The following is a 25,272-nucleotide window of genomic DNA, read 5'->3' on the forward strand; positions in this document are numbered from 1 at the left end:
GAAAATGACGCGTATCAGAATATCTGATTCGCAATTGTGAATAGACGATGGTCAGGAAAATGTTACCTTGGTAATCAGACCGTTCCGCAATCATGTGAGACTGCGATGGGTCCTTCATTTCAGACAAAAATCGGTTGTATCACAGTGACGGGACACACGGCTGATTAAAAATATCAAACATCAAAAGCAGTTAGAACAACCATGGATCAATTTGAAATTGCCGCTCGCCTCAAACAGGATGGGTACTGTGTTGTCGAAAATGTGATTCCTCCCGGTAAGATCGATTCCATCCGTGAAGAAGTCGTCGCCGCTCAGTTGGCGCATCACGAAGAAGCGGAACGCGAGCTGGAAAAAACGCGTGCCCGCGGGCATCGGATCGGGGTGATTGGTGTGGGACTGTTGAAGCAGGTCATCAATGCCACGCAATGCTTTACTCCTTACCTGGCCGATCCCCGTGTACTGGGAGTTGCGGAAGAGATCTTTGGCGATTTTGTCCGTATCTCCTGTACTGACTGTGTGGTGACGCATCCCGGAAATGATCGGGGCTACTGGCACGCCGACTGGCCTTACAATGCCACGAACACCACGCACGTCAAGTCTCCCTATCCCGATGCGATAATGCATCTGGCTTCGATCTGGATGCTGACCCCTTTTACAAAAGAGAACGGCGCGACCTTTATTCTTCCCGGCAGCCATAAATATGATAATAACCCTGCCGCCGGCGGAATGAGCGACATCGATCAGGATGCGAATCATCCGGATGAAGTTCAGGCCACGGGTTCTGCAGGCAGTGTCCTTCTTTACGATAGTCGGCTCTGGCATGCCGTCGCACCGAACTGCAGTGATGAATCGCGGGCTGCATTGATCATCCGCTATGCTCCCTGGTGGCTCAACCTGACCCCCACCATTCGCGGCACACCCGATCATGAACGGATGGTGCTGGAAACGGGAGGCAAAAATTATGACGCAGTCCCGGTTCGCAGAGATCAATTTGAAAGACTTCCCGACAATATCAAGGATCTGTATCGGCATTGGGTGTCTGAATGACTTCTACAGCAGGTTTGACTCCTGGTAGCACAGGAGGAAGCTTTCTGCTGTATGTCTTACGGTATTTCCTCCTCATCTGCCTGTGTCTGATGTCTCTCGGCGGGAGTGTCCGCGCTGCCGAGCCTCAAACCGCTGCGCTGGACTGGCAGGAACTTAGCATGCCGGCACCTGAGACCGTCGGCAAGTATGCCGTCCTGCAAAATCAACTGCTGTTCGTCTCTGAAGATAATCGCATCTTCACACTCACCGGCTCAGAAGCAACCTGGCAGCAGGTCGACCTTGCCCCTGATAAAGAATGGTCGACGCTGTTTCACCAACTCAAGCAGGGAGCCAGTCTGCAATCCACCACAGCCGGCGTTATCTGCAGCGGGGGAACATCAGCAGAAGTGCGTCTGATCCGGGACAGTAACGGACGACTGCAACTTTCCACTCTGCCACGATTACCGGATTCGATTCAACAGACCGCCTGTGCTGTTCTGAACGATGTGCTGTATCTATTGGGCCGGCTTGAGAACAGCGCCAACAGTAAAGGCTGGTCGATAGATGTTTCAGCCGACGCAGACCAGCAACCCAACTGGCAGGAATGGCATCTGCCTGTCAAGCAGCTCCAGCAACCTGTACTGCGGGTTCAGAACGGGAGTTTGTATCTGCTGCAGCAACAATCTTCCGAAGTCTATCTCTACAAGAAACAGGGAGGCTGGCAACCCGTCAGTTCGGCGCCGCGCAGTACTTTCAGTCAGCCGGCCCTTAACCTGGGACCCTCTCATTTCCTGCTGCCGGCTGATTCCGCGCAGGACCACGATCTGCTCTATCACACTATCACCGACACCTGGCGCATCGCCCCTTTTATCTTAAAGCCAACCGCTGACCAGACACGAGACGCACTTCAGTCCGCCTGCAACTGGCAGGGAGGGGTGCTGTTGGTCTATCCGGAAACACTGTTCTGGGGACATCCACAGCGTATTGCTCAAGGCTTTCAAACAGCCGACCTGATTGTGCTCGGGTTGTATTCGGTCATGCTGATCGCGATGAGCGTTTATTTTGCCCGGCGGAACCAGAACTGCGAGGAATACTTTCTGGCAGGCCAGCGCATTCCCTGGTGGGCTGCCGGCCTGAGTCTGCTCGGCAGTTCGTTGAGTGCCATTACCTTCATGGCATTCCCGGCCATGTCCTTTCGCACCAACTGGGTCTACCTGCTGGGGAACTTCATGATACTGGCGGTCGCACCACTGGTGATCTGGTTTTATCTCCCCTTCTATCGCCGCCTGAAAGTGACGACAGCCTATGAATATCTCGAACACCGTTTCGGACTGCCCACACGGCTGGTCGGCAGCAGTGCGTTTCTGCTGTTCCAACTGGGGCGCATGGGAGTCGTGGTTTATCTGCCGGCCCTCGCCTTGTCGACCGTCAGCAGTTGGGATGTCTATACCTGTATTCTGGTCATCGGCTGCGTGGCGACATTGTATACGACGCTGGGAGGTATCGAAGCGGTCATCTGGACTGATGTCATACAGGTTCTCGTGTTGATTGGGGGCGCCCTCGTCAGTCTGATTGTCATACTGTCGAAAATCCCGGGCGGAATGGAGACAGCCATTTCAGCAAGTCTCTCAGCCGGTAAACTGCATGCAGTGAATTATTCCTGGGATGTGGCATCCACGGGAATCGGCGTTGTGATTGTCGGGAATCTGTTCAAATTTCTCATTCCTTACAGCAGCGATCAGGGGGTGATTCAACGCTATCTGACCACCAGCAACGAACGTCAGGCGGCGCGGGGAATCTGGCTCAACGCCGCCGCATCGATTCCGGTCTGGACGCTGTTTTTTGCGCTGGGAACCGGCTTATGGGTCTTCTATCGGGCCAGCCCGGAACGACTCGACCCGCTCGGTCGTACCGATGAAATTTTTGCCTGGTTCATTGTGCATGAGCTTCCCGCCGGTATCTCGGGATTAGTGATTGCCGGCCTGTTTGCTGCTTCCATGTCGAGCCTGGATACCAGTCTGAACTCCATGGCGACGGCGATCACTGCCGACTTTTATCAGAGTTTACGCCCGCAGGCTACCGACCGCAGTGCCTTGCGGCTGGCGCGCTGGCTGACAGTGTTACTGGGGATCTTCGGAACGCTGACTGCGATCTACCTGGCCCGCGCGAACACGCAATCCATCTGGGACCAGTTTCTGAAAATCATGGGACTGTTTGGCGGAGGCCTGGCGGGTATGTTTATTGCGGGAATTTTTACACGCCGCACGACCCAGGCTGGAGTTCTGGCCGGATTTTCGCTGAGTGCATTCGTGCTCTACCAGGTACAGCTTCGGGGCACCGTTCATTTTTTTCTGTACGGTGCTATTGGAATTCTGACCTGTGCCCTCAGCGGCTGGCTGTTCAGTCTGCTGCTGCCTCAGAGCAAAAAACAGATCGAAGGCCTGACGATTTACACATTAAAACCGCCTGGTTCGGGGGAAGCTGACCTTAAGCAATCAGAGTCAGTTGATTAAACAGCGTCTCTTTCAGCTTGACTATTTCTTCAGGTTGAATTCGTGTTTATGCGGTTCCTGTCCCGCTTCAATTTGAATTTCCAGTGTAGAAGCGGAGTTCCACTCATCGGGAAGGTACTGTTCTGTGGACGGACCATCGTCCATCGGGCTGTCTTCCACCTTCTTATCGACGGGGCGATATGCTTCTACCTGCACACGATGCTTCCCTAATGGAACGCCCCCCTTATGATCAATGATGAACGTACCATTTTTAATATACGCAGAAGAAGCCGGCCCCCCTTGTTCCCCAAGGGGGGTAAACCGGATGAGACCATCCGTGATCGGTGCTTCCTCATAAATCACGGTTCCCTGAACTACCCGACGCGATGGTTCGTCACCGAGTTGTGTTCCACAACCAGACAGAACCAGACTTAATAATCCGATAAACAGCCCGCTTCGAATCATTACAGTGTACCTTTATTGCTAAACAGAGGAAGAAACCGTAACTGGTTCACATTTTTCCTGATACTGAATTTTATAGAAAAGTTAAACTTAGAATTCGCCAACAACTTCTCCACCGGCACGCGTGGTCAGGTCTGCCAGAACTCCCGCATCGATGTTCTCGGAAATGAAGTGCACACTGCCGTCAGCCATCAGCATATGGCAACCACCGGTATGTCGACTGGACAGCGCCCCATCCAGCCGATAGTTCCCCGGCGGTGTTCCCAGACGCGTGTTAAAACCGTTGATGCCATCGGACGTGTCAACCAGGTTACTGTAGTTCCAATAAAACCCGTCATGAGAACCAGGGCCTCCGCCGAGTACTTCTCCTACGATAAAGGTGTTACTAGTACCATCGATGACGTCCCGGACTTTTGTATTCGAGAGCGCAAAGAAGATGCCATTTTTATTCACCCCCATACGATTGGCCGTCGCAGAGCAGCGACGCTGCGCACTGTCTGCCACGCCCGCCATATTGGTGATACCAAAATCCTGCTTATCACAGGCATCGCCGGCAGAACCAACTGAGCAATCACCATTAGTCCGATTACTGCAGCAGGACACCAGTTCGAACCCCTGATCATCACTGGGACAGAGATAGACGGGGATCTGCGTCGCGCCTAATGACCAGTCGGCAACGCTCGTGTTGTAATAGTTATCGGAAAACGTGTACTGATTGTACAAGTTGGCAAAGTCCAGATACGGCAGGATGTAAACGCTCCAGGCCCAGCCTCGGATCTGCACGGAAAATCCGCAGGTACTGTCTGCAATCAGTGAGCCGGGGGGGAATGCGGAATGGGTATCGTGATAGTTATGTAAAGCCAGGCCTACCTGTTTAAAGTTATTTTTGCAGGCAGAACGGCGGGCAGCTTCCCTAGCCTGTTGAACAGCCGGCAGGAGTAACGCGATCAGAATGGCAATGATGGCAATCACGACCAGCAACTCAATCAATGTAAAAGCTCGTCGGCGCATGATGAATCCTCGATTCAAGTAAGAAGGTATAAATAAATTCACTCAATCAGTGATGGAGTGTTTGTAGAAAAAAACTGGAATCTTAACCGAGAATAAAGCACAACTTAACCTATGCCAATTCGTAATAGCGACATCTCAGTTCGTCTTTGCGTCAAACCAGATACACATACCCTGCCCCTTCATAATCGCATCCAGACACTGCGAGACAACTCGAGTTCCTGGAACTAATGAGGAAACTGCGTTAATCTTCGTTTTCGCGAAAGTCTACTAAATTACTCAGAACTCTTCGTAATCTGCCCAAGCTGAATTCGTTATTGTTGTGTTTGAAATCAAAATCACTTTTTCCCGTCAGTGGTGACAAAAACCGGAGCAGCTTTGAACGGAGCTACAGCACCGCCACGAGAGTGCCTGTGCATCGATGTGGCAAGCATGTTGAGCATTCAAAGTTTTCCGTAAAACCTGAGTGAGCTATTTGTGTACCGGGGGAGTCCCTGGGAAAACGGCTACATCGTATCATTCAACAGAAAACTGCGAGATGAATTGCTCAACGGTGAAATCTTCGATACGTTATGGTAAGCCAAAGTGCTGGAACGGTCAAAAGAGACCAAACCCCGATACCCGTATCCAGCGAAAGCATGTGCTATCTTAGCGATGCGTATTTCCTGCGCACTCCACGCAGGCCGAATTGTATTCGGGCTCACACTTGATTTGCGAGCTTGCTCTGATCCCCTGCTTCCCTAGATCATCTTTAATTTATTTCCTTATGCGAACAGGTCTGGCATGTCGTGACAGATTGCAGGGCAATTACTGCGGCTTTCAGGAATCAGCGGGCTATTGGTGAGCCATCCGAAAGGTGGATTAGACTGTGTCCAGATTTACAATAGCGTCTCCAAGGCCATTGGGACCGAGTATCATAGATTAAGAGACGCTATAGTCAAATGTGATGCGCTCTAGCTCAACGCAACCGGGGGGGAGCAGTGTTCATCGAGAAGAGTTACTGCTGCAGATTGCGGTAAAACTTGTCGCGGATGGTTTGCATTGACTGCCAGATATTGGCTTTCAAGTCCTGCGGCGAAACGCAGACGAACAGATAGCCGTCTTTGGTTGTTTTGCCTGTCCAGGCCTGGATGATCAGATTCAGCGTTTGCGGTTTCTGTGTGACAAATGGTTCCGTCCAATTGACCGTGGCCGCATATTCTGTGAGCCCCTGGGGGTAAATCTTCTGTGGATCGACGGGCATGACTTTTGTCAGTTTGCAGGTAAACTCGCTGGTATCAATTTTCTTTTTTCGGCTGTTAAAGATGGCACTCGACAGCCCCTGATAATATGTGAGTAATTCGCGTTCGATGTTTTTTTGTGTCAGCTCACTGCCGGGATTGATTTTAAATACGAAGAAGTAGGAGAAAAACGTGTCCGATTTTTCCTGAAACATGCCCGGCGAAAACCGGGCTTCTTCGATCCCTTTGAACTGCATTTCTTTAGCAAATGAAGGGGGCAGCGAAATCTGCTCCCCCTTCCAACCGGCGGGAACGGTGATGTGCTGTGCTAACTCCATATCGGCGGCCAGCACGGTGTTCGTTCCAACCAGAATTGCCAGTAAAACTGCAAAACGGCGAATTTCAAAAGACTGCATACAAGACGTTTTCTATCTTAAGGAATGCGGGATTCTAGAGTGAAGCGATTTCGAAACCGGTGCGGTAGTCCCGCGTCAGGTATTTGTTGGCCTCCGAGTTGTTCGTGATCTTGAGTGCTTTACCATCGAATTCGAGGGTTTCGCCGGGGAAGAACGCGGCGACATTTCCTAACTGCACGGCCTCGGTCAGATGGCCCCCGTATTCAAACCCGTCGCTGGGCTGTTTTCCGGACAGGCAACCATCGACCCAGCCGTGATAATGGTCTAGGCTTTCCACCGGTTCTATATTCACGCCTTCGATGTTGACGAACGGCTGGCTGTAATGAGGCAGAATCATGTTGCCTTTTTCACCAACGAAAATTGAGCCTCCGCTCGGCAGAGACTGGCCGGGTAAAAGTTTGGCGATTCTGCTATCTGGCCGCCGTCCGCCATCGTACCAGGTAATCGGCAGGCTGCGACCGGCCGTATACTGCGTACCGGGAATAACGTATTTGATGGTTTCCTGGGCGGGCCAGACTTCATCATTTATGCCGGTGTGTGACGAGTGCACACTAATAGGGTCGCCCGTGATTTTGAGAGCCGTGTACACGGGGTCGAGTAAATGGCAACCGAAATCGCCGATGGCTCCGGAGCCGAAGTCCTGCCAGTCTCTCCATGTAAAGGGATGGTAGACCCGGTTTCCGCCGTAAGGACGCATGGGGGCCACGCTGATCCAGAGATTCCAATCGAGTGTTTTTGGTACCGCTTCATTATTCGCAGGCTTGTTGAGCAAACCGCTACGTCCATGGCCGGTGGTGCCAACCCAGGAATGGATGGCTGTCACCTTCCCGATAACGCCATCTTGAATCGCTTTCGCTGCGGTGCGATAAGCTGAATGCGAATGGATCTGGTTTCCCATCCGTGTAATGACGCCTGATTTTTTTGCCTGCAATCGCATCTGGCGGGCTTCCCACACAGTGCGCGTCAACGGTTTCTGGCAGTAAACGTGCTTTCCTCGCTGCATTGCGTCCATGCTGATGATGGCGTGAGTATGGTCGGGAGTGGATACCGAGACGGCATCGATTTTATCGCCCAGTTCATCCAGCATTTTTTTGTAGTCCTGGTAGACAGGAGCCTCGGGGGCCAAAGGCTTGACCTTTGCGGTCCGCGACAAATCAACATCGCAAAAAGCAACGCATTTCACTTTGTCGTGGCTGGCGATGAGCTTAATATCGGAATACCCTTTGCCGTCGGTGCCGATACCCGCAAACTGTAATTGTGAGTTCAAATTCTGTCCGCGGACAAAAGCAGGTGCGGCGAACGCGGACGCGGCAGCAACGGATGTTTTCAAAAATTCGCGGCGGGTGGTATCTGAGTTGGATGTCATGATTGCGGGATTCCTGCTAAGTATTTTAGTGGGAAGTATTATGGGTCAGAGCCGGTTAATCGTTTTGGATCGAATCACGATTATAACATAAACGGTCCGCGATACGTCAATTGAGTCAGCGTGATGAAGTGTAAACAAATTCGTGATTCGTTCTGCATTGAGAAATGATGGTAATCCATGAATTTTGATTCGTGATTCTTCTGAGCTTGTCTGTTAACATATCAATCAGCAGATTATCCAGGATTCAGAAATCGAATGTGATTCTGGCAGGAGCAGTTTGTTTGTAACAATCGGTGAACCGGAAAACCATTACCATTTGACTGAAAGAAGATACTATGTTTTGGCGAACAATATTCTTCACGCTGCTCGTCTGGTGTGCCACGAAACCTGCCAGCGAGGTAATGGCCGAGTCGGGGCAACTGAAAGCAGGGGCCTCCGCAGTCGATGTTTCACCAAAGCAGTTTCCCGTCAGCCTGCGAAGTGGAAAAGCAATGGATCAAAACGCTGTCCATGACCCGCTGCATGCCCGTACGATCGTCCTGAATGATGGCAGGACCATTGTTGCGATTGCCGTACTCGATGCACTCGGCGCTCCCCCCGAAATGTTGAACGAAGCAAAACTGATCGCTTCTAAGAAAACGGGTATACCCGTTGAGCGAATCCTGATTTCATCGACGCATTCGCACTCAACGCCGCCTTCCAACCGGACGGAAGGTTCCCCGGGGGATGTCGCTTATCGGGACGTTCTGATCAATGGACTTGCCCAATCCATCATCCAGGCATTCGATCAACAGCAAACCGCTTCCCTGGGCATGGCGTCTCATGCTCTCCCTGAAGAAGTCTTCAATCGACGCTGGTTTCTGCAGCCCGGTAAAATGCCCGCGAATCCCTTTGGGAAAATGGACATCGTAAAAATGAATCCGGGAACCAGCGCGGCCGTGCTGGAGCGGCCCGCTGGCCCTGTTGATCCTGAGTTGATGGTCCTTTCCATACAGAATCAGAAGCGAAAACCGCTGGCCATATTGGCCAATTATGCGCTGCATTATGTGGGAGGCATTCCCCAGAGGCATGCTTCAGCAGACTACTTTGGCGAGTTCGCCCGCCTGATGCCCAGTCGGCTGCGTGCGGGCCAGGACTTCGTAGCCATGATGTCGAATGGCGCCTCAGGAGACATCAACAATATCCCCTTTCTCGTGAATCGCCCCCCGCGAGAGCCGTTCGAGCAGGTCCGGATTGTGGCGAGTAAAGCCGCCGATACCGCTTATTTCGCTTATAAGAAAATTGATACATACGAACGTGATCTCACCATCGACATGCTGGAACGAAGGGTCGACTTAAAATACCGACGCCCCACTGCAGAAGATGTGACTGCAGCACAAAAAGTACTCGCATTAAAAGACAAGAACGAAATCGCCAGGCTGCCTAAAAAAGCCGTCAACTACGCACGCAAAGTGGTCCAGGCTCACGAACGGGAAGAAGATTCGCTCACCGTCACAATCCAGGCCATTCGCATTGGTGAATATGCCATTGTGGGCATCCCTTTTGAAACACTGGTTGAGATCGGACTGGAAATCAAGGATCGCAGCCCGTTCGCGCGCACGATGGTGATCGGACTGGCCAACGGACGACACGGCTATTTACCCACTCCCGAACAGCATCGCCTCGGTGGTTATGAAACATGGCTGGGCACAAACGTCGTCCAGAAAGATGCGTCAGTAATCCTGACTGACAATCTGCTGGAGATGCTGGCAGAACTTCATATGCGTAAATAACGCTCAGATGGATTTTTTATCTTCAAATTAGAAAAGAGACAATGATGCGGAATCGACATGTTTTGTTAGCAGCAATGGGAGCCGTTTTTAGCCTGGTCGCGACAGGAGTCTCATTTGCGACCAATGCGGAAAGTTCTGGTAAACCCAATATCATTCTGGTGATGGCGGATGACCAGGGCTGGGGAGACACTGGTTATAATGGTCACCCGTTTGTCAAGACGCCGGAACTCGATGCCATGGCACAGGACGCATTCGTCTTTGACCGCTTCTATGCCGGTGCGCCGGTCTGTTCGCCGACCCGGGCCAGCGTGATGACCGGGCGGAATCCGAATCGGACCAAAGTCACCAACCATGGACGCTACATGCGTCCGCATGAGCAGACGATCGCGGAAACATTGAAAGCCGCCGGTTACATCACCGGCATCTTCGGCAAAGTGCACCTGGGTTCGGGTCAACCCGACTCGCCCTGCAACCCCAGCGGCATGGGCTTCGATGAATGGGTGATCGGCCTCAACTTTTTCGACAACGATCCCTACTTGAGCCGCATGGGAAAGATCGAGCATCGTCAGGGCAAAGGCTCGGTGATCCTGATGGATGATACGCTCGACTTTCTCAGGAAACACAAGGACGGCGATCGTCCCATCTTTACGGTTGTCTGGTTCCCCTCTCCGCATGCCCCACACGCGGAATTGCCTGAAGGCCCGAGCCTTTACGAGGGCAAACGGCACGCGGGGTACTACCGCGAGATTACGTTACTGGATCAGCAGGTCGGGCGTCTGCGACGCGCACTCAGGGACATGGGCATGGCGGAGAATACCATCGTCTGGTACTGCAGCGATAACGGCGGGCTGGTCAAGGAAACGTCTGGTGGTCGTGAGAAAAAGGGGAGCATCTACGAAGGGGGCCTGCGCGTACCGGGAATCATCGAATGGCCCGCGCGTCAGCTCAAGGGGCGCACCTCGGTCCCTGTGGCGACCTTTGATATCTATCCAACTCTCCTGGCTATGGCCGGCGTGGATTTGTATGCGCCCCACCCGCTTGACGGAATGGATGTGAGCGGCATCATTTCGGGAACGGTTGCCGAACGGAGTAAGCCGATGGGTTTCTGGCATAAATTACAGGGCGGACAAGGTACCCGGAGCGATCAGATTCAGAAAGCGATCATGGAAAAGCAACAGGCGGGTGCCCCCTTACCGCATGATCCTGTCAGAATGCGCAAAGACGTCGACGAATTCCCTCAGTTTCCCAAAGAGACCACAACCGGACATGCCGCGTGGAACGACTGGCCCTGGAAACTGCATCGCATAAACGGCTCAAAATACGAGCTCTATAATCTAAGTGATGACCCAATGGAGAAGACTGATCTTTCCCAAGATCCAGAACAGGCCCAGCGAGTGAAACAGATGAAGCAGGGGCTGGATGCCTGGATGCGGTCTGTGATTCACAGTATTAATGGAAAAGACTATCAGGGTCTGAAGTAAAAGGGGGGAGTCCCGGTATTAGAGCGCATCACATTTAACCATAGCTTCTCACAATCTATTCTACTCGGTCCAAATGGCCCTGGAGACGCTACAGTAAAACTGGACATAGTCCAGGATCGGTGTGGTTTGCTTTCCCTGTCTGTTTGCTGCTCGCCTGACGGGCGGACACATGGGTCCGCACCCTACGTTTCTGTTGCGATTTATTTCCTGTATGCGCAGGTCTTGTCTCATCCTTCGTCGCGGGTGTCCTGACCTTCAATACCTGGAATCGAGCAGCATGTAGTATTTCAGGTCGAAATAACCGGCGTCGGGTTGGCGGTTCTGGAAGTTCCAGTCGGTCAGCCAGTCGAGGAGAGTCCAGAACGCGGCTGTATTGCGGAGTGTGCCGTACTTGTTTTTCCAGGCTGTCCATTCCTCCGTCGTGGAGACGGCGTTCAGCTCGGTGAGAAACGCCGAAGCCTGCTCCAGTTTCAGATCAATGATGAGATTGGGAAAGTCTCCCACAAGACCTTGGTAGACGCTCAGTGTATCCAGGTCGGGTTGTCGGGCGCCGTTTTCGTCGAAGACGACATTATTGAAGGCATACGAGCGGTTGGCGACCAGCGAGTAAACGCGGCTTTCTTCTCGTTTGGTCAGACGGATGAACGTGTTGCTGGGTAAAAACTGTGTGAACTTCAGCTGGGTCCGCATGGTGAGAGTGGAAACAGCCGCCTCCCAGCCGGCAAAGTCATTCACGGGGTCCGTCAGTTTGACGTCCGGTTTCCTGCCTGGATTGAGCAGGTCGTGCGGGCCACTGACGGCTTCGGTGAAGCGGCGTTGAATCTTGCTGAGCACGCCTGAAATAGGGTCCAGCCCTTGCATGTCGATCCCCTGTCCGGCTTCTTCGCCGGGAAACGGCATCCTGAAGAGCAGTTCCTGTCCAATGCCGCGCGTCCAGAGGTCGCGATATTTCTGACGATCGTCGACAGGCAGCAAGCGGAGAAAATTGTCTTCGAACTCCTGCCGCAGCCGACTCATGAATTCCCAGGTGGCGAGCTTTTGTTCGACGCTGCCATAATATTCGTAGTTGACGACCAGGGAGTAGTAGAGGCGTTCGAAGCCACTGTAGTCGATCATCCAGAATGTGGGTGGAATGCCGCCCTGTCGCCCGCGTAAGACGGTGGCGTTGGTTTCATTGCGGAGGATGGTCAGCCAGGCATTTGAATTTTCCTGATTCCCATCCCAGACATCGTCGATCTGGTAGCCGGTCGGCTTGTATTTATCGAGCATCCGATTATAGGCTTCATTGTAGACGGCGTTACCCTTGATGCCGTAATCCATGAAATCATTCCACGACTGGAGTCCGAGTTCCGGCTTGAGGACGGAGGGATCGTGAGCGGGGTCGACGAAGAAGACCCAGAAATTATCTTTAATGGCGTAGGTCGCCAGGTTACCAACGCAGACCGGGCCGCGAATCATGCCGCTGACGATCAAGTGCGAATTTTCCACAAGAAACAGGGCACGCGACCGGGCAGGGATCGCCTGGAAGACTTCGAAGGGGTTGTGACTCGAATAGCCGGGCGTCAAACTCTTACCGGATACCGGATCGACTTGAAAAAAGAGTTCCTTAAGGCGTTTCAGTCTGGCGTCGCTCAGTTGCCACACAAACATTGACTTCTGGGCCCGCGCTTCGGTGACTTTTTTCAATCGATAGTAAATCTGGTCGACGCCGCTGAGATAGGGTGTGTCATAAGGTCGGGCCGTCTTGATTTCGTGAACCGGACTCGGCACGACGAATTGTTTTCCGTCTTCGTCGTTTTTGACCTGGATCGGCGGGGTAGTGGAACGCACGAGGCGGAAGTATTCACCCTGCGATTCTTCAAAATGCAGCGTCGCGAGGAAAGCGTGTTCGAAAATAAAGCGGCTGACCAGCGGCGAGAGTGGGGCCTGCTGATTCAGAAAGGCTTCCCAGCGGGCGATGACTTCCGGCTGCGCTAATTTTTCGACCTCGGCCATCACATCGGCCGTGGGTCCTGGTGAGCCGGCGGAGATCCATTCGGAAAACCGCTGATTCTCTTCTGGTGACAAGGCAGGCAGGCCGAAGGGCATGCCCGCGGTCGGTCGCTGTTTCAGATAAGCGTCGATACCCTGTTCGCACGGGCAAATGTGTTCGTTGACGGACTTGTAGACCGATTCGAGCGGCTGCACATCAAAGGGGGGCTGGTTTTGTTCGGTGCCGGCGACCAGCATGCGGAACAGAATGCTCTTCGCGGGGCGTTCTTCAGGCGGGCCCTGTTGTTCAACGACGCTGCAGAAGCCTTGCTCGCGCCAGGCCGCCAGAGAGGGCTGGTCATGCAAGCGTACCGGTTTTTCCGCAAACAGGTGTGTGGCGTCGGGATTGACTTTGCGGGCTCCGCGGAGCAGCCCTTCGTAACAGGTGAGTTTAAGCAGACAGGGCGAATCGAGACAGCCATGACAGACAATACAACGCCGGTTGAAAATCGGTTGAATTTTGTCGAGATAGAAGTGGCCGTCGAGATTTGAACCAGTGGTCTCCGGATATGCGGTTGGCGTCAGTACGAATGGTTGCCAGTCTGACTGCTGTTCCACCCGGTTCCAGAGCATGCTGCCCACGATTACGCCGACAGCAACAAGGGTGAGCAGTATAACAGCCGTATAGCGAACCTTGTTTTTCAATGCCTTGATCCCCACAGCATCACGAGAAAGTTTTCCGGGGCAAGATTTACGTTCACCTGACCCGAATTTCAAGATAGGCGTGTGTAAAATTGCTGTCAACCCACGCCTGTGAATTGGTGCGGGTAGGTGGGCGACTGCACCTGATTTTTACAGCAGTGGGGACAATCTTCCTCTTGTGTTTGATTGCTCTGGGACCTCCTGCTCGCTGTGCTCGGCCCTAATTTTATTTGGCCCCATCCATTAATGGTGGGAGAACTTGAATTGATGCGCACTGTCGGGCGAGCCGCCAGATGGCACCGGTCGACTGTTCTCATAAATCGCAGATTGGCAGGTGAAACAAATCAATGGGTTGCCATTTCTGCATTCATTGTATGCGCTGTGGGACGCGTGTACGATGGGGTCTGGACACGTTTCAAGTCAAACTAAAATGAGAATCACCATGCGCTTCATCTTCTGTTTATTATTTGTGATTGCCTGTTCGACCAACGCAGCCGCTCAGGAGAAATCCGCGCCGCGGATCAAGCTGACGATGGGAGAACCGCATGTCATCGTGCGGGGGATTCGGCCGGAGGAGCAGCTCTGGGGGCCGTACCAGTTTCCGCGTCCTTATCGGCTGAAAGACCGGTTCGTTGTTTCCGTGCATGTGAAAAACGACGACATCAGCAATTACGGTGCGACAGCTCTCTGGTTTGAAAGTCGCGATCAGGGTGTGACGTGGAAAGAGATCGATGATTCGGTCGCGCAGGAGTGCGGCTTGCTGCTAACGAATGGTGACCGGGTCTACCTTCCGCCGGAATCAGGTGTCGACGTGAGCGAGTACCAGCAGATTCCCTGGAACAAATACACGCCTGGTTATGTTTTCTCAAAGCAGGCGGAGGAAGGAACGCTGCCGATTCCCGATGGCATGACCTTCTGGATGGGAGGCACAACCATCAATGCATTTAACGCCGATCGCCTGCCGCCAAGTCTGTCCCAAAAGGAATGGACCCTGTATCGAATTCCCGCAGGACAGACGAAGCCGGTGCTGGAACATGCTCAGGTGGACTGGCCGTTTCTAACGCGGGTGGTGCACGTCAGTCGCAATGGGAAGAAGGTGCTGAAGTCGATCTTTCCGCGGGGCAATCCCAAACTGGGTCCCGACGGGGCGATCTGGGTGAGTGTATTTTCGGGTGAGGGACATCTCAATCCGGAGAACGGGCAGTACAGCCCTTACTACTCTGCGGAAATCTTCCGTTCCGAGGACAACGGTAAAACGTTCCAGCGGCAGTCGCATCTGGAGTACGAAGCGAACGGCCACGCGTTCCCTTACAAGAGTGGTGGATTCAGCGACAGCGATTTTGAGTTTATGCCGGACGGCTCGATTGTCTGGTTCCTGCGGTCGACCTGGTATGCTTCGACCGGCAAGGAATGGGACCCGATGTATATGACGCGTTCGACCGACGACGGACGAACCTGGTCGAAGCCGGTGAAGTTTGACAAGGTCGGGATTCTGCCACGATTATGCCGACTCGAGAATGGGGTGACGCTGCTGTGCTATGCCCGTCCGGGAACATTCGTGCGGGCTGCGCTCAACGACAGCGGAACAGAGTGGACTGAACCGCTGGTCGTGATGACGCCCGGTGATCGCAGCGGCCTGGCCAACAAACCGGTGGCTGATCCGACGTTCCATGACTGGGATGGCTCCTGCAATAACCCGGAGATCGTGCCTCTGGACGAGAACAGTGCCCTGCTCTTCTACAGTGATTTTTACTATCCGGATGAGAGTGGCGTGAAACGGAAAACGATTCTGTGTCGGAAGATTACGGCGGAGCGGGAGGCGGAATGAAACGGGGGGAAACTTCTCCGTTTTTTCTACCACGAAAAACACGAAAGGGCACGAAAACAGGGCTGGTATCTGCCGCGCTGTTTCAGGGCAGAGTAAAAGGGGCCAGCGGTGCCTGCTTATTGTTTCCATTTGCTGCTACGTTTAGTCTGGTATCGTTTAAAACTGCGTTAGATAGATTTCTAATGCATGGATGTCGTTCCTGTGTCTGGTCACAAACTCTCTCGAACTGTTGCCCTGGATTGGTTAGCTTTGTTAAGATAATACTGCTCCTGCTCTGGTCAACGTCAAACCGCGAAACGATCAGACCGCCCAAGATTTAATCACTTCAGTAAGGAAATAAGAACATGCCAGCCTGGCCAGATAAGATGTATATTGATGGAAAATGGGTCGACGGTCGTTCTGAGACCAGTTGGACGATCACGAACCCGGCGACCCGTGAACCGCTGGCGGAGATTGCCCTGGCGAATGCCAGTGATGTCGATCTGGCCGTGACTGCGGCCCGCCGTGCGTTTGACAAGGGAGAATGGCCGCGGATGGATCCTCTGCAGCGCGGGCGGCTGCTGTATAAGCTGGCAGAACGCATTCGAGAATCCGCCGAAGATCTTGCGATGACCGATACGGTCAATATCGGCAAGCCGATTCGTGATACGCTCGGGTTTGACATTCCCTGCGGGGCTGACGTGATCGAAAGTTATGCGGGACTGCCAGACAAAATTGCCGGACATTCTTATGGAGGGCTGCCGGACAATGTGACGATGCAGTTTCGCGAGCCAATGGGTGTGATCGCGGCAATTGTTCCCTGGAATTATCCCATGACCAACGCCGCCATTAAACTGGCGCCGATTCTCGCCTGCGGCAATACGGTGGTGCTGAAGCCTTCTGAAGTCTCTCCCCTGTCTGCGTTGATGCTGGCGAAAATGGCCGAAGAAGTGGGCTTTCCTCCCGGCGTGATTAATGTGATTCACGGTACCGGCGCGGAAGCGGGGACGGCTCTCGTGAAACATCCAGGCATCAACAAAATTGCCTTCACGGGACGGTATGAAACCGGTGCGCAGCTAATGGAAGCGGCCAAGGACGGAATGAAAGGGGTGCTGCTGGAACTCGGCGGCAAAACTCCGAGCGTGGTCTTTCCGGATGCGCCGCTGGATCATGTTGTCAATGGTGTGATCACGGGCATCTTCTGTCACCTGGGTCAGATCTGCGTGGCTGGCTCGCGACTGCTGGTGCATGAGAGTCAGCATGATGAACTGCTGGAGCGGATTATCGCCAAGGCCCAGAGTCTCAAACAGGGTGACCCGACCGATCCCGAAATGCACCTGGGTTGTCTGGCGACACCAACGCACTGTGATTTTGTGCGGAATCGCGTCGAACAGGCGAAACAGGAAGGCGCACGCTTAGTCCTTTCGGGTGATATCTCCGATGATCCACTGGACTGCTTCTATCCGCCAACTATTTTCGATCAGGTCTCCCCCGACATGGCTGTGGCGAAGGAAGAAGTTTTCGGCCCGGTCTTAAGCGTCATGACATTTAAAACGGAAGAGGAAGCGATTCGCATCGCCAATGATTCCGATTTCGGCTTAATGGCCAACATCTGGTCCACCGATGGAACACGGGCCCTGCGGGTCGCGCGCGAATTGCAGGCCGGGCGGATCTCCATCAATGGTGGCGGTTACCTCAGACCGAACGTGCCGATCTACGGTTACAAAAAGAGTGGGTTCGGAGCGGAACTGGGCTTCATCGAAGCAGCCCACGAATTCTGCAATTCCAAGTCCGTGATTTATTCCCTGGCGACCGAGAAATCTCCGTGGCCTGAGTAAGCGGCAGTAGCAGCGACGATATCATTCTTACCGGAGAACCAAAGGGGGCGGGACGCAGGATAATTGTGCCCTGCCTTTTTTTATTGATATGGGGCTGGTTAATCGACCACTGTGGGGAGTGATTAGGCGGGCGGGAGTGACTAGGCCGGACCCATGGCGCGCACTGAAGACAAGGGACAGGAACAGCCCTTACTAATGGATGCTCTGCATCACCCGAGGATTTGGAAACAGAGAAGCCTGGGCATAATCACTGAGCATTTTGACCAGTAAGTCGACCTGCGTTTTACTGAAATATCCTGCTACATTTTTTTTGTAGGCTTTGGCAATATCGCGTGGATGCTCTGAAGTGGAAAGAACAAATACGATGGTATGGCTAAGTTCAGGGTCTTCCCGAAGTTCATCCAGAAACTGCAGGCCATTCATCCCGGGCATGTTCAGGTCAAGCAGAACGACAAAATCTTCATTCAGCTTATCTGCTGATTCCCCACGCAGTATGGATAAGGCTTCCGCCCCTTCAGAGGCTGTATACAAGCTACAACCCAACTCCTGACGTTTAATGGCCCGATTGACCACTTCACGATCGACGTCATCATCTTCAACTAATAGAATTGAAAACCGATTTTGCAGCATTTTTGTAATCCTTAAGTACTTAAAAACTCCTCATTATATTATAGGTTATTTTTTGGGCCATGTGAAGCGGAATATCGTATTCTGCTTCACCGCCGATTCAACAGAAATTTTGCCTCCCAGCGTCTCGATCTGTTTTTTAATGATTGCCAGGCCCATTCCACTCCCTTCAGCATTAGTATTGCCTACGCGCTGGTACATTTGAAATATTCTATCGTGATGCTTGGGATCAATCCCTGGCCCGTTATCTTTGACGCTGAACTCATACAAATCGGGAAGTTCCCGATAATCGATATCAATTTTTCCCGTTTCTGGATGATCATGGTGCTTGACGGCATTGGTGATCAAATTGAGAAAGACATGCCGCAGTGGTGTGCGAAAGGTATTCAGAACGGGCATATCAGGGGCAATGGTAATTTGAATTTTCTCTGGATTATCAATCAGATCACTGATTTCTTTGAGCATGGCTCCCGTATCAGTTCGTTCACATTCACCGGTAATTCGACCAATGCGGGAGTATTCCAGCAAATCATTCAGCAGTGTCTCCATGGTTCTGATTCGCCCCTGCAGCTTATTCAGATTGACACACGATTCTTCAGAAAGTTCCTCGGCAGAATCTTCCTGAATCCATTTAGCCAGCTGGTCGATGCCTCGGAGAGGAGACTTAAGATCGTGGGAAGCAATATATGCAAAATTGTCGAGTTCGGAGTTGATCATTTCCAGCTCCCGGGTTTTTTGTATCAGTTCCTGGCTTAATGTCTGCGATTGCTGCAGCAGGTTTTTAGTCACGAAGTTCTGCTTATTAAAAATATCTGCAGCAATTGCCATCTCCCCGATTTCGTCATTACGATCTGTAGCCGGAATCGTAATGAGTGTTTCACCGGCTCCCAGTCTTCTGAATGTGTTTGTCATTGCTGTAATCGGCTGTACGACAGAATATGCCAGTCGCCAGGCATAATATAATCCGATGAGCAAGGCTCCAATAATCGCGATCGTTGTGATATTTTTAATATTCTGTGTGTGCACGATGGTGGCCTGATTGATCTCTGTCCGCTTGCTCTCGGCGATGTTTTTAATCTGCATCGAATAATAGGCAAACTCAGAAGCTTCACCAGACATTACGACATTTACCAGATAGAGATAACTTCGCGTTGCCTGAAATGCTCTCAGGCAAATTCTTTCGTACTCATCCAATTGCGATAGAAGGTCATTTACGAGTCCTGTTTCAGACTTGAGCGCCTCGGCTTGAATGGATTCAATAATCGAGCGAGTGTCCTGAAGCGAACTTAAAGTTTTATCGACAAAAGGTGTACTGGGTTCGGCAAAATAGCGTAATGCATTTTTTTCAGCAAGCGCGAAAAAACGCTGAGCGGATAACGCAGCCAGATAATGTCGACTCGTCTCTTTGGGACTGGCATGTGCCTGCGCTTCCAGCTTTTCCAGATTCACTTGTACTCTTTGCCCCTGTTCCGGAAGAGATGTTTGAACCAGGGACGTCCGCAGCTGGCGTTCTTCCGTTGCTAGTGTGAAATTCTTGAAATACCCCTCCAGATGTGACTTCATAATGATTAACGACTCACTGATCTCTTCGTCATTCACGTCAGACAGGAGACCGCTGACCTGCTTCTGCAGTTTTCCATATGTCACCTGCACGGCATCGCGGTTCGAAGAATGGCCGGTATTAATATACTGATTCACACGGCGTTTCAGTTCCTGCACATTGCGATCGATGGCCAGAGATTCGTTATAGGTTTTTTCTACATCGCGGTATTGATCAAAGCTCTGCATCGCATTGCCTAGACCGTAAATACCTAAAATACCATTCGAAATCAGAAGCAGAATCATCCCACCAAAACCGATGTAGATTTTCCACTGCAGGCTCGTCATTCGTTTTGGTTTAATCTTGTCTATCATGATTCAGTCTACTTCGGGCATCATTCAGCCTGCGCCAGGCGTAATACTCAATTCCACAATCCTTCAAGCCGAGAGAAATTCGTTCCATTTCAGAAGAGAATATTCATAAGTATCCATCACCGTATTCCAGACAGCCACATTACTGAAACGTTCAAGATAGGAGCCTCCGTTACGGATTTCACCTTTCTTTACTACGACTCGCCCATCAGTTCCGGCAAGATCCGTAAGGGCAGGTTTTCCTTCATACCAGTAGTTCCATTCATTATCTGTAAGCAGCGAACGTGAACGCTCCGGATTGGAAATGTAATACCCCTGTTTCGCAATAAAAGCACCAGGCCAGCCTGACAGCCACCAGTTCATATAATCATAAGCCGCATCCTTAACTGCTCCCTGAGTTTGAGAAGAAAGGCACATCACACCATGCCAGGCACGATAGCCTTCTTTAGGGGCAGCATAGACACAATCGATCCCTTGTCCTTTGAGATCGAATACCGCAGGCGAAAACATGCTTTCAATTACGACTTCCTTACGCTGCATCAGTCGCACCGACTGGGGCACGGAACTCCAGACACCCCGGAAATGACCTTGGTACCTGAGTTCGATTAATATCGCAAACAGCTCATCAATTTCGTTTCTGGAAAGATTTCCTATATCTTTAAATTTCATTAAGCCTTTCGCCTGGACCGCGAGTACGGCGTCAAACAATCCAATCGATGGAGCATTGACGAGTGCCACCTTGCCTGCATAGCGTTCATCCAGCAGCCAACTCCAGCTTTCTGTTTTATAGGGGAGGCCACGCGGAATCACACCTGCATTGTAGCCAAAGGAATCCACATTGTGGACGTAAGGCAGAAAGCTGACCTGTTGACTGGGAACAGAACTCAGTGAGTGATCTTTCTGAACATACAACAGTTTTGAGGGAGCATCACCAGCACCGAGTTTGGCTCCTGTCGTGATGCGCCCGGTTTTGGTGAGATTATTGATTTCATTCCAGTATTTGAGTCGTCCGATGTCAATTGCTTGTATTGCATTGGCCTGCCATAAGACTTTCAGACTATTCGACCACTGCTCGTACAGGTCAAACGATGCCGGACGAGTGGAAGCCTGATGCAAAACAGACGCACTGCCACCTGGCTGAAATTCAATATCGATCCCCAGGTCCTGTTGCGCTTTTTTACGCAGTTCTTCCTGCAGCGTCACATGCGTACCCAGAATCCGTAACTTCGTACGATGACGCGCAAACACATAAGGAGCATTCGTAAATGCTCCCACCCCACTCGACAAAGCCAGAGTGTTCTTAAGGAAAGTGCGTCGCGTTGTCCTGGTCTGTTTTAGATTGTCAGTTGAATCTGCAGTGCTCATTATTAACTCTCACGAGTGATGTATTTTTTATAGAGATCTAAATAAAATCGCTGTGGCGCTGGATCTTACCATTCCCGGACTGAATTCAGTAGATGACTATTTTAGATCAGGCTTAATCTCATGCCATTGACGCTACCTTGTCGTCATTGTTGTTAAATGAAATTGTTGCCGTTTCCTGTGTGAGCATATATTTGATTGGGATCACACTCTGTAATTCTTTGATCAGTTCATTGATCGGAACGGGTTTCGTCAGAAACGCTTCCACTCCCAGACTCAATATCTGATGTTTGATTGCCGGATAGCTTTGACCAGTCAGAACGATTACTGGAATTTCACTGAGTAAAGGGTTCGACCTGATACGGCGCACAATATAAATGCCCTCCGCTTCTGGTAGTACCAGATCGGTGATAATCACATCAGGCATGTGTTCTACAGCCATTTCATAACCTTGATCACCAGTGAAAGCAGACAGACACTCTACGCCGTGCGGTTTGAGTTTCATTTGCAGCGCTTTAGAAATATCACGATCATCATCAATTGACAGTACAATCGGAGGCCGCTTGTCGCAGGAATTCTGGGAGGCCGAGTCTGCCTCCTGGGCTGGATCCGTGGCATTCTCTTCTGAAGCCGAATCCATCGGATTCCCATCTGCTTCTGAGACTTCATACTCTGCTTTGCCCATCGACTTGATGTAGGACAGGCTGAGATCTCGCGTTTCCGCAGTTTTTTGAGCTTCTTCTACCGGTTCAACAACTGGCTGGATATCAAGCTGCAGAAATTCCCTGGCGATCTCGGTGATCGTTGCTGGGGAACCAGGGCATTTCTGGATATAGACCGCCCCGAGTTGTTTACAACGTTGAATCGTCTCGGTATCTGAGTGGCCCGTATGAATAATCACTGGAATTCCATGGCAGCTTTCATCACCGTTCAACATTTCACACACTGCCAGACCATTTCCGCTGGGCATGTCCACGTCCAGAATGATCAGGTTTGGCTTGATTCTCATCGCACCAATGAGTGCGTGAGAGGCATCGGGAGATCGCATCACGGTATAGCCTAAGCCTCTCAGCCGAATGGCTAGAGCTTGTGATAACTCATGGTCATCATCGGCAATCAGTACCACTTTATCTGTCATATCTGTACTTCACTTTCATGTCTGGGGTGGCAGAAATTGAACCCGGCAGTTCATCACATTCTGCCTGATCAATCGCCGCGTTGACAGCCTCGATCAGTTCACAACCCTCATATGGTTTACTTAGAAAATAGCTTGCGCCGGCGTCCAATGCTTTTTCCCTGTCCACGAGACTCGCGGAGAGCATCACTACCGGTATCTGGTGTGTATCTGATTTTTGTTTCAGTTCATCCAGTGCGGTCAGGCCATCCTTTTGAGGCATCCTCACATCCATGACAATAGCCGTCGGTTGATCTTCAGTTGCATTCGCGACTGCTTGCATTCCATTGAGCGCGGTAGACGTTTCAAAACCGGCAACTGTCAACCTGAGACTGGTGGCGCGAAGTATATCTGAATCATCATCGACCAGTAATATTCTCTTTCGACGCTGCATGTGCCTGCTCCCTTAAAAAATTGGATTCCGGACCTTTACAGGTCAACGAATTGAAGCCCATCCTGCGAGTCAGAATTCGCCAGATAATCACTTCCAGTATTAACTCATTCGTTATGACTGGGTTATGTACAGACGCTCGACTGCTGTGTGATTCTGCAAAAGTGTCTGTGGATCGCTTCTGAATCTGCCTTTATTTTCCATTTGCCCTCAATGTTTAACTGATAACCGGGCAAGGGCCCAAAAGGTCGATTCCGGTTTGTTTTCTGCCACTCACTCTCAAGTCTGCTGACAAATTCAGAAAGTTCCAGGCAGGGAATTGAGAGCACAAACAGCCATTCACAGCTGCCCGTTCGGAATAAAAGATCATTTGTGCGTAGTAAGAAGTTGAAAAAAGCGTCCATGTCTTCTTTATCCGTGTCGGCTGTTTCTTCATCAATTCGTGCAAAGACCAGGGCCACCACGGATTCGCTGCTGGTTAACCTTTGAGTACGATCCAGATAGCGTGTCATCACACTGGAGGGATTATCCAGAGGGACGCTAAATGAAAACGTGGTTCCTGTTCCCACCTGGCTTGCCACTGACATTTCACCAAAATTCAAATCGACTAATTCCCTGGCGATATTCAATCCCAGTCCAAACCCTTTAGTGCTGCTGTTAAGCTGGGTTTTGAGTTGTCTGAAGCGCTGGAAGATTTCCGCCAGCCCTTCTTCATCGATGCCCGGGCCATTATCGGTAACTCCAATGATTATTTCTCCCTGGTCCGCCCTCTCTTCAGTCCACAACCGTACGCTTCCCGGATTGCCACAGAATTTCATGGCATTCGTAACCAGATTGACAATCACGCGGCCGACCTTCTCCGAATCGCAGTAAATCGCCGGGAGTCCCGAATCGACATCCGCTTCGAAATGAATTCCCTTAACAGCCGCTTTTTTTGCCAGAGGAGCACAAACAGACTCAATAATGTCAGGCAACTGGCAGGGACGTCTCCATGCTCCCAGCAGGCCCGCCTCCAGTTTACTGACATCGAGCATGTCATCGACCATGTTGTTAAGTTCGTCAGTACGGATACTCGCAATATCCAGCATTTGACCTTGTTCCTCGTTAATTTTCCCCACCAGTCCTTCGCGGACTAAAGACACATAATCCTTGATCACAGTCAGAGGAGTGCGAAATTCGTGCGATACGTTGTCGACAAAACGATGTGCTGTTTTATTGAGTCTGCGCAAACGCCGATTTTTCTTTTTCAGCAGCACTTTCTGTTTCAGAAGCAGTTCCCGGCTCGTTTCGACTTCCGTCAAAAGACGCTGATTTTCCACCACGCTTTCCTGCCTCTGAATTGCGTGGTGGATTGCCCGTTCCAGCATATGCGGTGAAGCTTCGTCTTTGAGAAAATAATCCTGAGCCCCCACGGAGAGCGCGATTAATCGAACATCGTTGTCGTTGAGTGTCGTGAGCACGACAATCGGCACATCTCGATTGTAATCGCGGATTTTCTTTACCGTTTCCAGGCCGAAACTGTCGGGTAATGATAAGTCTGTCAGGACCACATCAAATGTGCTCTCCCCAAATTTTAACAAGCCAGATTCGAGGGTTTGCGCCCAGACCAGTTCAAAGGCTGATGCCGATTTTGACAGACTGAGTTTGATCAACTGATGATCAACCGGGTCGTCTTCGATCAATAGTACTCGCAGGTTCTCTTTATTCATCTTCATACTCCAGGAAGGTCTGAATTTCAGTCTGCTTATAGACTAATCCGTTTTTATTTGCCGTGGCCCAATCAAGAGATGTCAGCGAAACAAAACGTCTGATTTCTGCCAGGAGACTGGTGTAATGCACCGGTTTTTGCAGAAAACCGGCAGCACCAAGATGTCGCAACCGACCTGGTAGATGGGCATCCCGCTGTCCCGTCAGCACAATGACCGGAATGTGTGAGGTTTGCGCATTAACTTTTACCTCCTCCAGTAAGTGCTGTCCGTCTCCATCCGGCATTCGCAGATCAGTGATGATCAAATCCGGTTTCTTCTTGTAAACGTCCCACGTACCAAGACGTCCGCAGCAATCACTGATCACGTCCACGTCGTAATTGGATAATATCTTTTGAATCGCGCATGTGATATCAGGATCGTCGTCAACGCAAAGAATGGTCGTACGGGATGTGGGTTCCAACAGGTCTGTACTCGCTGCTTGAATTTGCTCTTTCATGATCTTTCTCCTGATGCTTATTAAGACTGCGAAATCATCCA

At 51.3% G+C, this 25,272-nt stretch carries 18 protein-coding genes and 1 pseudogene; 7 read left to right on the forward strand and 12 right to left on the reverse strand.

Translation table 11 applies throughout. The features are described from left to right. Nucleotides 1-201 precede the first annotated feature (201 nt). Nucleotides 202-1,047 (forward strand): phytanoyl-CoA dioxygenase family protein, encoded by an 846-nt coding sequence (locus tag Pan161_RS16950; RefSeq protein ID WP_145229038.1) that lies wholly within the window; start codon nucleotides 202-204, stop codon nucleotides 1,045-1,047. Continuing rightward, complete coding sequence (locus Pan161_RS16955; RefSeq protein WP_145229040.1) at nucleotides 1,044-3,539, forward strand: sodium:solute symporter; 2,496 nt, start codon at nucleotides 1,044-1,046, stop codon at nucleotides 3,537-3,539. Before Pan161_RS16950 ends, Pan161_RS16955 begins: the two co-directional genes overlap by 4 nt. Before the next feature lie 21 nt (nucleotides 3,540-3,560). Here the strand turns inward: Pan161_RS16955 and Pan161_RS16960 are convergent, their stop codons facing one another. Next, on the reverse strand, nucleotides 3,561-3,983 hold the full coding sequence (locus Pan161_RS16960; RefSeq protein WP_145229042.1) for a hypothetical protein: 423 nt from the start codon (nucleotides 3,981-3,983) through the stop codon (nucleotides 3,561-3,563). Nucleotides 3,984-4,070: 87 nt separating this feature from the next. After that, entirely contained in the window at nucleotides 4,071-4,991 is a 921-nt protein-coding gene (locus tag Pan161_RS16965; RefSeq protein WP_145229044.1) for a DUF1559 domain-containing protein, read from the reverse strand. A gap of 471 nt (nucleotides 4,992-5,462) precedes the next feature. Here Pan161_RS16965 and Pan161_RS16970 point away from each other — a divergent pair. Next, nucleotides 5,463-5,561: pseudogene (locus tag Pan161_RS16970) on the forward strand (integrase core domain-containing protein); the annotation flags it as partial. Between the two features lie 424 nt (nucleotides 5,562-5,985). On the opposite strand, the gene Pan161_RS16975 reads toward Pan161_RS16970, so the two are convergent. Both Pan161_RS16975 and Pan161_RS16980 read right to left on the reverse strand, forming a co-directional pair. Further along, the gene (locus tag Pan161_RS16975; RefSeq protein WP_145229046.1) at nucleotides 5,986-6,624 is read right to left on the reverse strand and encodes a hypothetical protein; all 639 of its coding nucleotides are present in this window, start codon (nucleotides 6,622-6,624) and stop codon (nucleotides 5,986-5,988) included. 34 nt (nucleotides 6,625-6,658) lie between these two features. Beyond that, entirely contained in the window at nucleotides 6,659-7,990 is a 1,332-nt protein-coding gene (locus Pan161_RS16980) for a Gfo/Idh/MocA family protein (RefSeq protein ID WP_145229048.1), read from the reverse strand. 335 nt (nucleotides 7,991-8,325) lie between these two features. Between Pan161_RS16980 and Pan161_RS16985 the strand changes: the two genes are divergently transcribed. Then, nucleotides 8,326-9,762 (forward strand): hypothetical protein, encoded by a 1,437-nt coding sequence (locus Pan161_RS16985; RefSeq protein ID WP_197995367.1) that lies wholly within the window; start codon nucleotides 8,326-8,328, stop codon nucleotides 9,760-9,762. 41 nt (nucleotides 9,763-9,803) lie between these two features. After that, nucleotides 9,804-11,243, forward strand: a complete 1,440-nt coding sequence (locus Pan161_RS16990) for a sulfatase family protein (RefSeq protein WP_232103283.1) — start codon at nucleotides 9,804-9,806, stop codon at nucleotides 11,241-11,243. Between the two features lie 255 nt (nucleotides 11,244-11,498). On the opposite strand, the gene Pan161_RS16995 is transcribed toward Pan161_RS16990, so the two are convergent. Next, nucleotides 11,499-13,919: a fatty acid cis/trans isomerase gene (locus tag Pan161_RS16995; protein ID WP_145229050.1), complete on the reverse strand. Its 2,421-nt coding sequence runs from the start codon at nucleotides 13,917-13,919 to the stop codon at nucleotides 11,499-11,501. A 439-nt stretch (nucleotides 13,920-14,358) separates the two neighbouring features. Here Pan161_RS16995 and Pan161_RS17000 point away from each other — a divergent pair, with 439 nt between their 5' ends. Further along, the gene (locus Pan161_RS17000) at nucleotides 14,359-15,744 is read left to right on the forward strand and encodes a sialidase family protein (RefSeq protein ID WP_145229052.1); all 1,386 of its coding nucleotides are present in this window, start codon (nucleotides 14,359-14,361) and stop codon (nucleotides 15,742-15,744) included. 344 nt (nucleotides 15,745-16,088) lie between these two features. Continuing rightward, nucleotides 16,089-17,561 (forward strand): aldehyde dehydrogenase family protein, encoded by a 1,473-nt coding sequence (locus Pan161_RS17005; RefSeq protein ID WP_145229054.1) that lies wholly within the window; start codon nucleotides 16,089-16,091, stop codon nucleotides 17,559-17,561. 192 nt (nucleotides 17,562-17,753) lie between these two features. Here Pan161_RS17005 and Pan161_RS17010 read toward each other — a convergent pair whose 3' ends face one another. The 7 genes from Pan161_RS17010 to Pan161_RS17040 form a co-directional block, all read right to left on the reverse strand. Further along, nucleotides 17,754-18,191 (reverse strand): response regulator, encoded by a 438-nt coding sequence (locus Pan161_RS17010; RefSeq protein WP_145229056.1) that lies wholly within the window; start codon nucleotides 18,189-18,191, stop codon nucleotides 17,754-17,756. Nucleotides 18,192-18,236: 45 nt separating this feature from the next. Beyond that, nucleotides 18,237-20,102 carry a sensor histidine kinase gene (locus Pan161_RS17015; protein WP_145229058.1) on the reverse strand — a complete coding sequence of 622 codons (1,866 nt, stop codon included), beginning with the start codon at nucleotides 20,100-20,102 and terminating at the stop codon, nucleotides 18,237-18,239. Nucleotides 20,103-20,165: 63 nt separating this feature from the next. After that, nucleotides 20,166-21,464 (reverse strand): ABC transporter substrate-binding protein, encoded by a 1,299-nt coding sequence (locus Pan161_RS17020; RefSeq protein WP_145229060.1) that lies wholly within the window; start codon nucleotides 21,462-21,464, stop codon nucleotides 20,166-20,168. A gap of 118 nt (nucleotides 21,465-21,582) precedes the next feature. Further along, nucleotides 21,583-22,599: a response regulator gene (locus tag Pan161_RS17025; RefSeq protein ID WP_145229062.1), complete on the reverse strand. Its 1,017-nt coding sequence runs from the start codon at nucleotides 22,597-22,599 to the stop codon at nucleotides 21,583-21,585. Beyond that, entirely contained in the window at nucleotides 22,589-23,029 is a 441-nt protein-coding gene (locus Pan161_RS17030; RefSeq protein ID WP_145229064.1) for a response regulator, read from the reverse strand. Before Pan161_RS17030 ends, Pan161_RS17025 begins: the two co-directional genes overlap by 11 nt. A 122-nt stretch (nucleotides 23,030-23,151) precedes the next feature. Continuing rightward, nucleotides 23,152-24,735 carry an ATP-binding response regulator gene (locus Pan161_RS17035; RefSeq protein ID WP_197995368.1) on the reverse strand — a complete coding sequence of 528 codons (1,584 nt, stop codon included), beginning with the start codon at nucleotides 24,733-24,735 and terminating at the stop codon, nucleotides 23,152-23,154. After that, nucleotides 24,728-25,231 (reverse strand): response regulator, encoded by a 504-nt coding sequence (locus Pan161_RS17040; RefSeq protein ID WP_197995369.1) that lies wholly within the window; start codon nucleotides 25,229-25,231, stop codon nucleotides 24,728-24,730. The genes Pan161_RS17035 and Pan161_RS17040 overlap by 8 nt, the downstream gene beginning before the upstream one ends. Nucleotides 25,232-25,272 lie beyond the last annotated feature (41 nt).

Origin of the sequence: Gimesia algae, assembly GCF_007746795.1 — a bacterium.
Lineage (GTDB): Bacteria > Planctomycetota > Planctomycetia > Planctomycetales > Planctomycetaceae > Gimesia > Gimesia algae.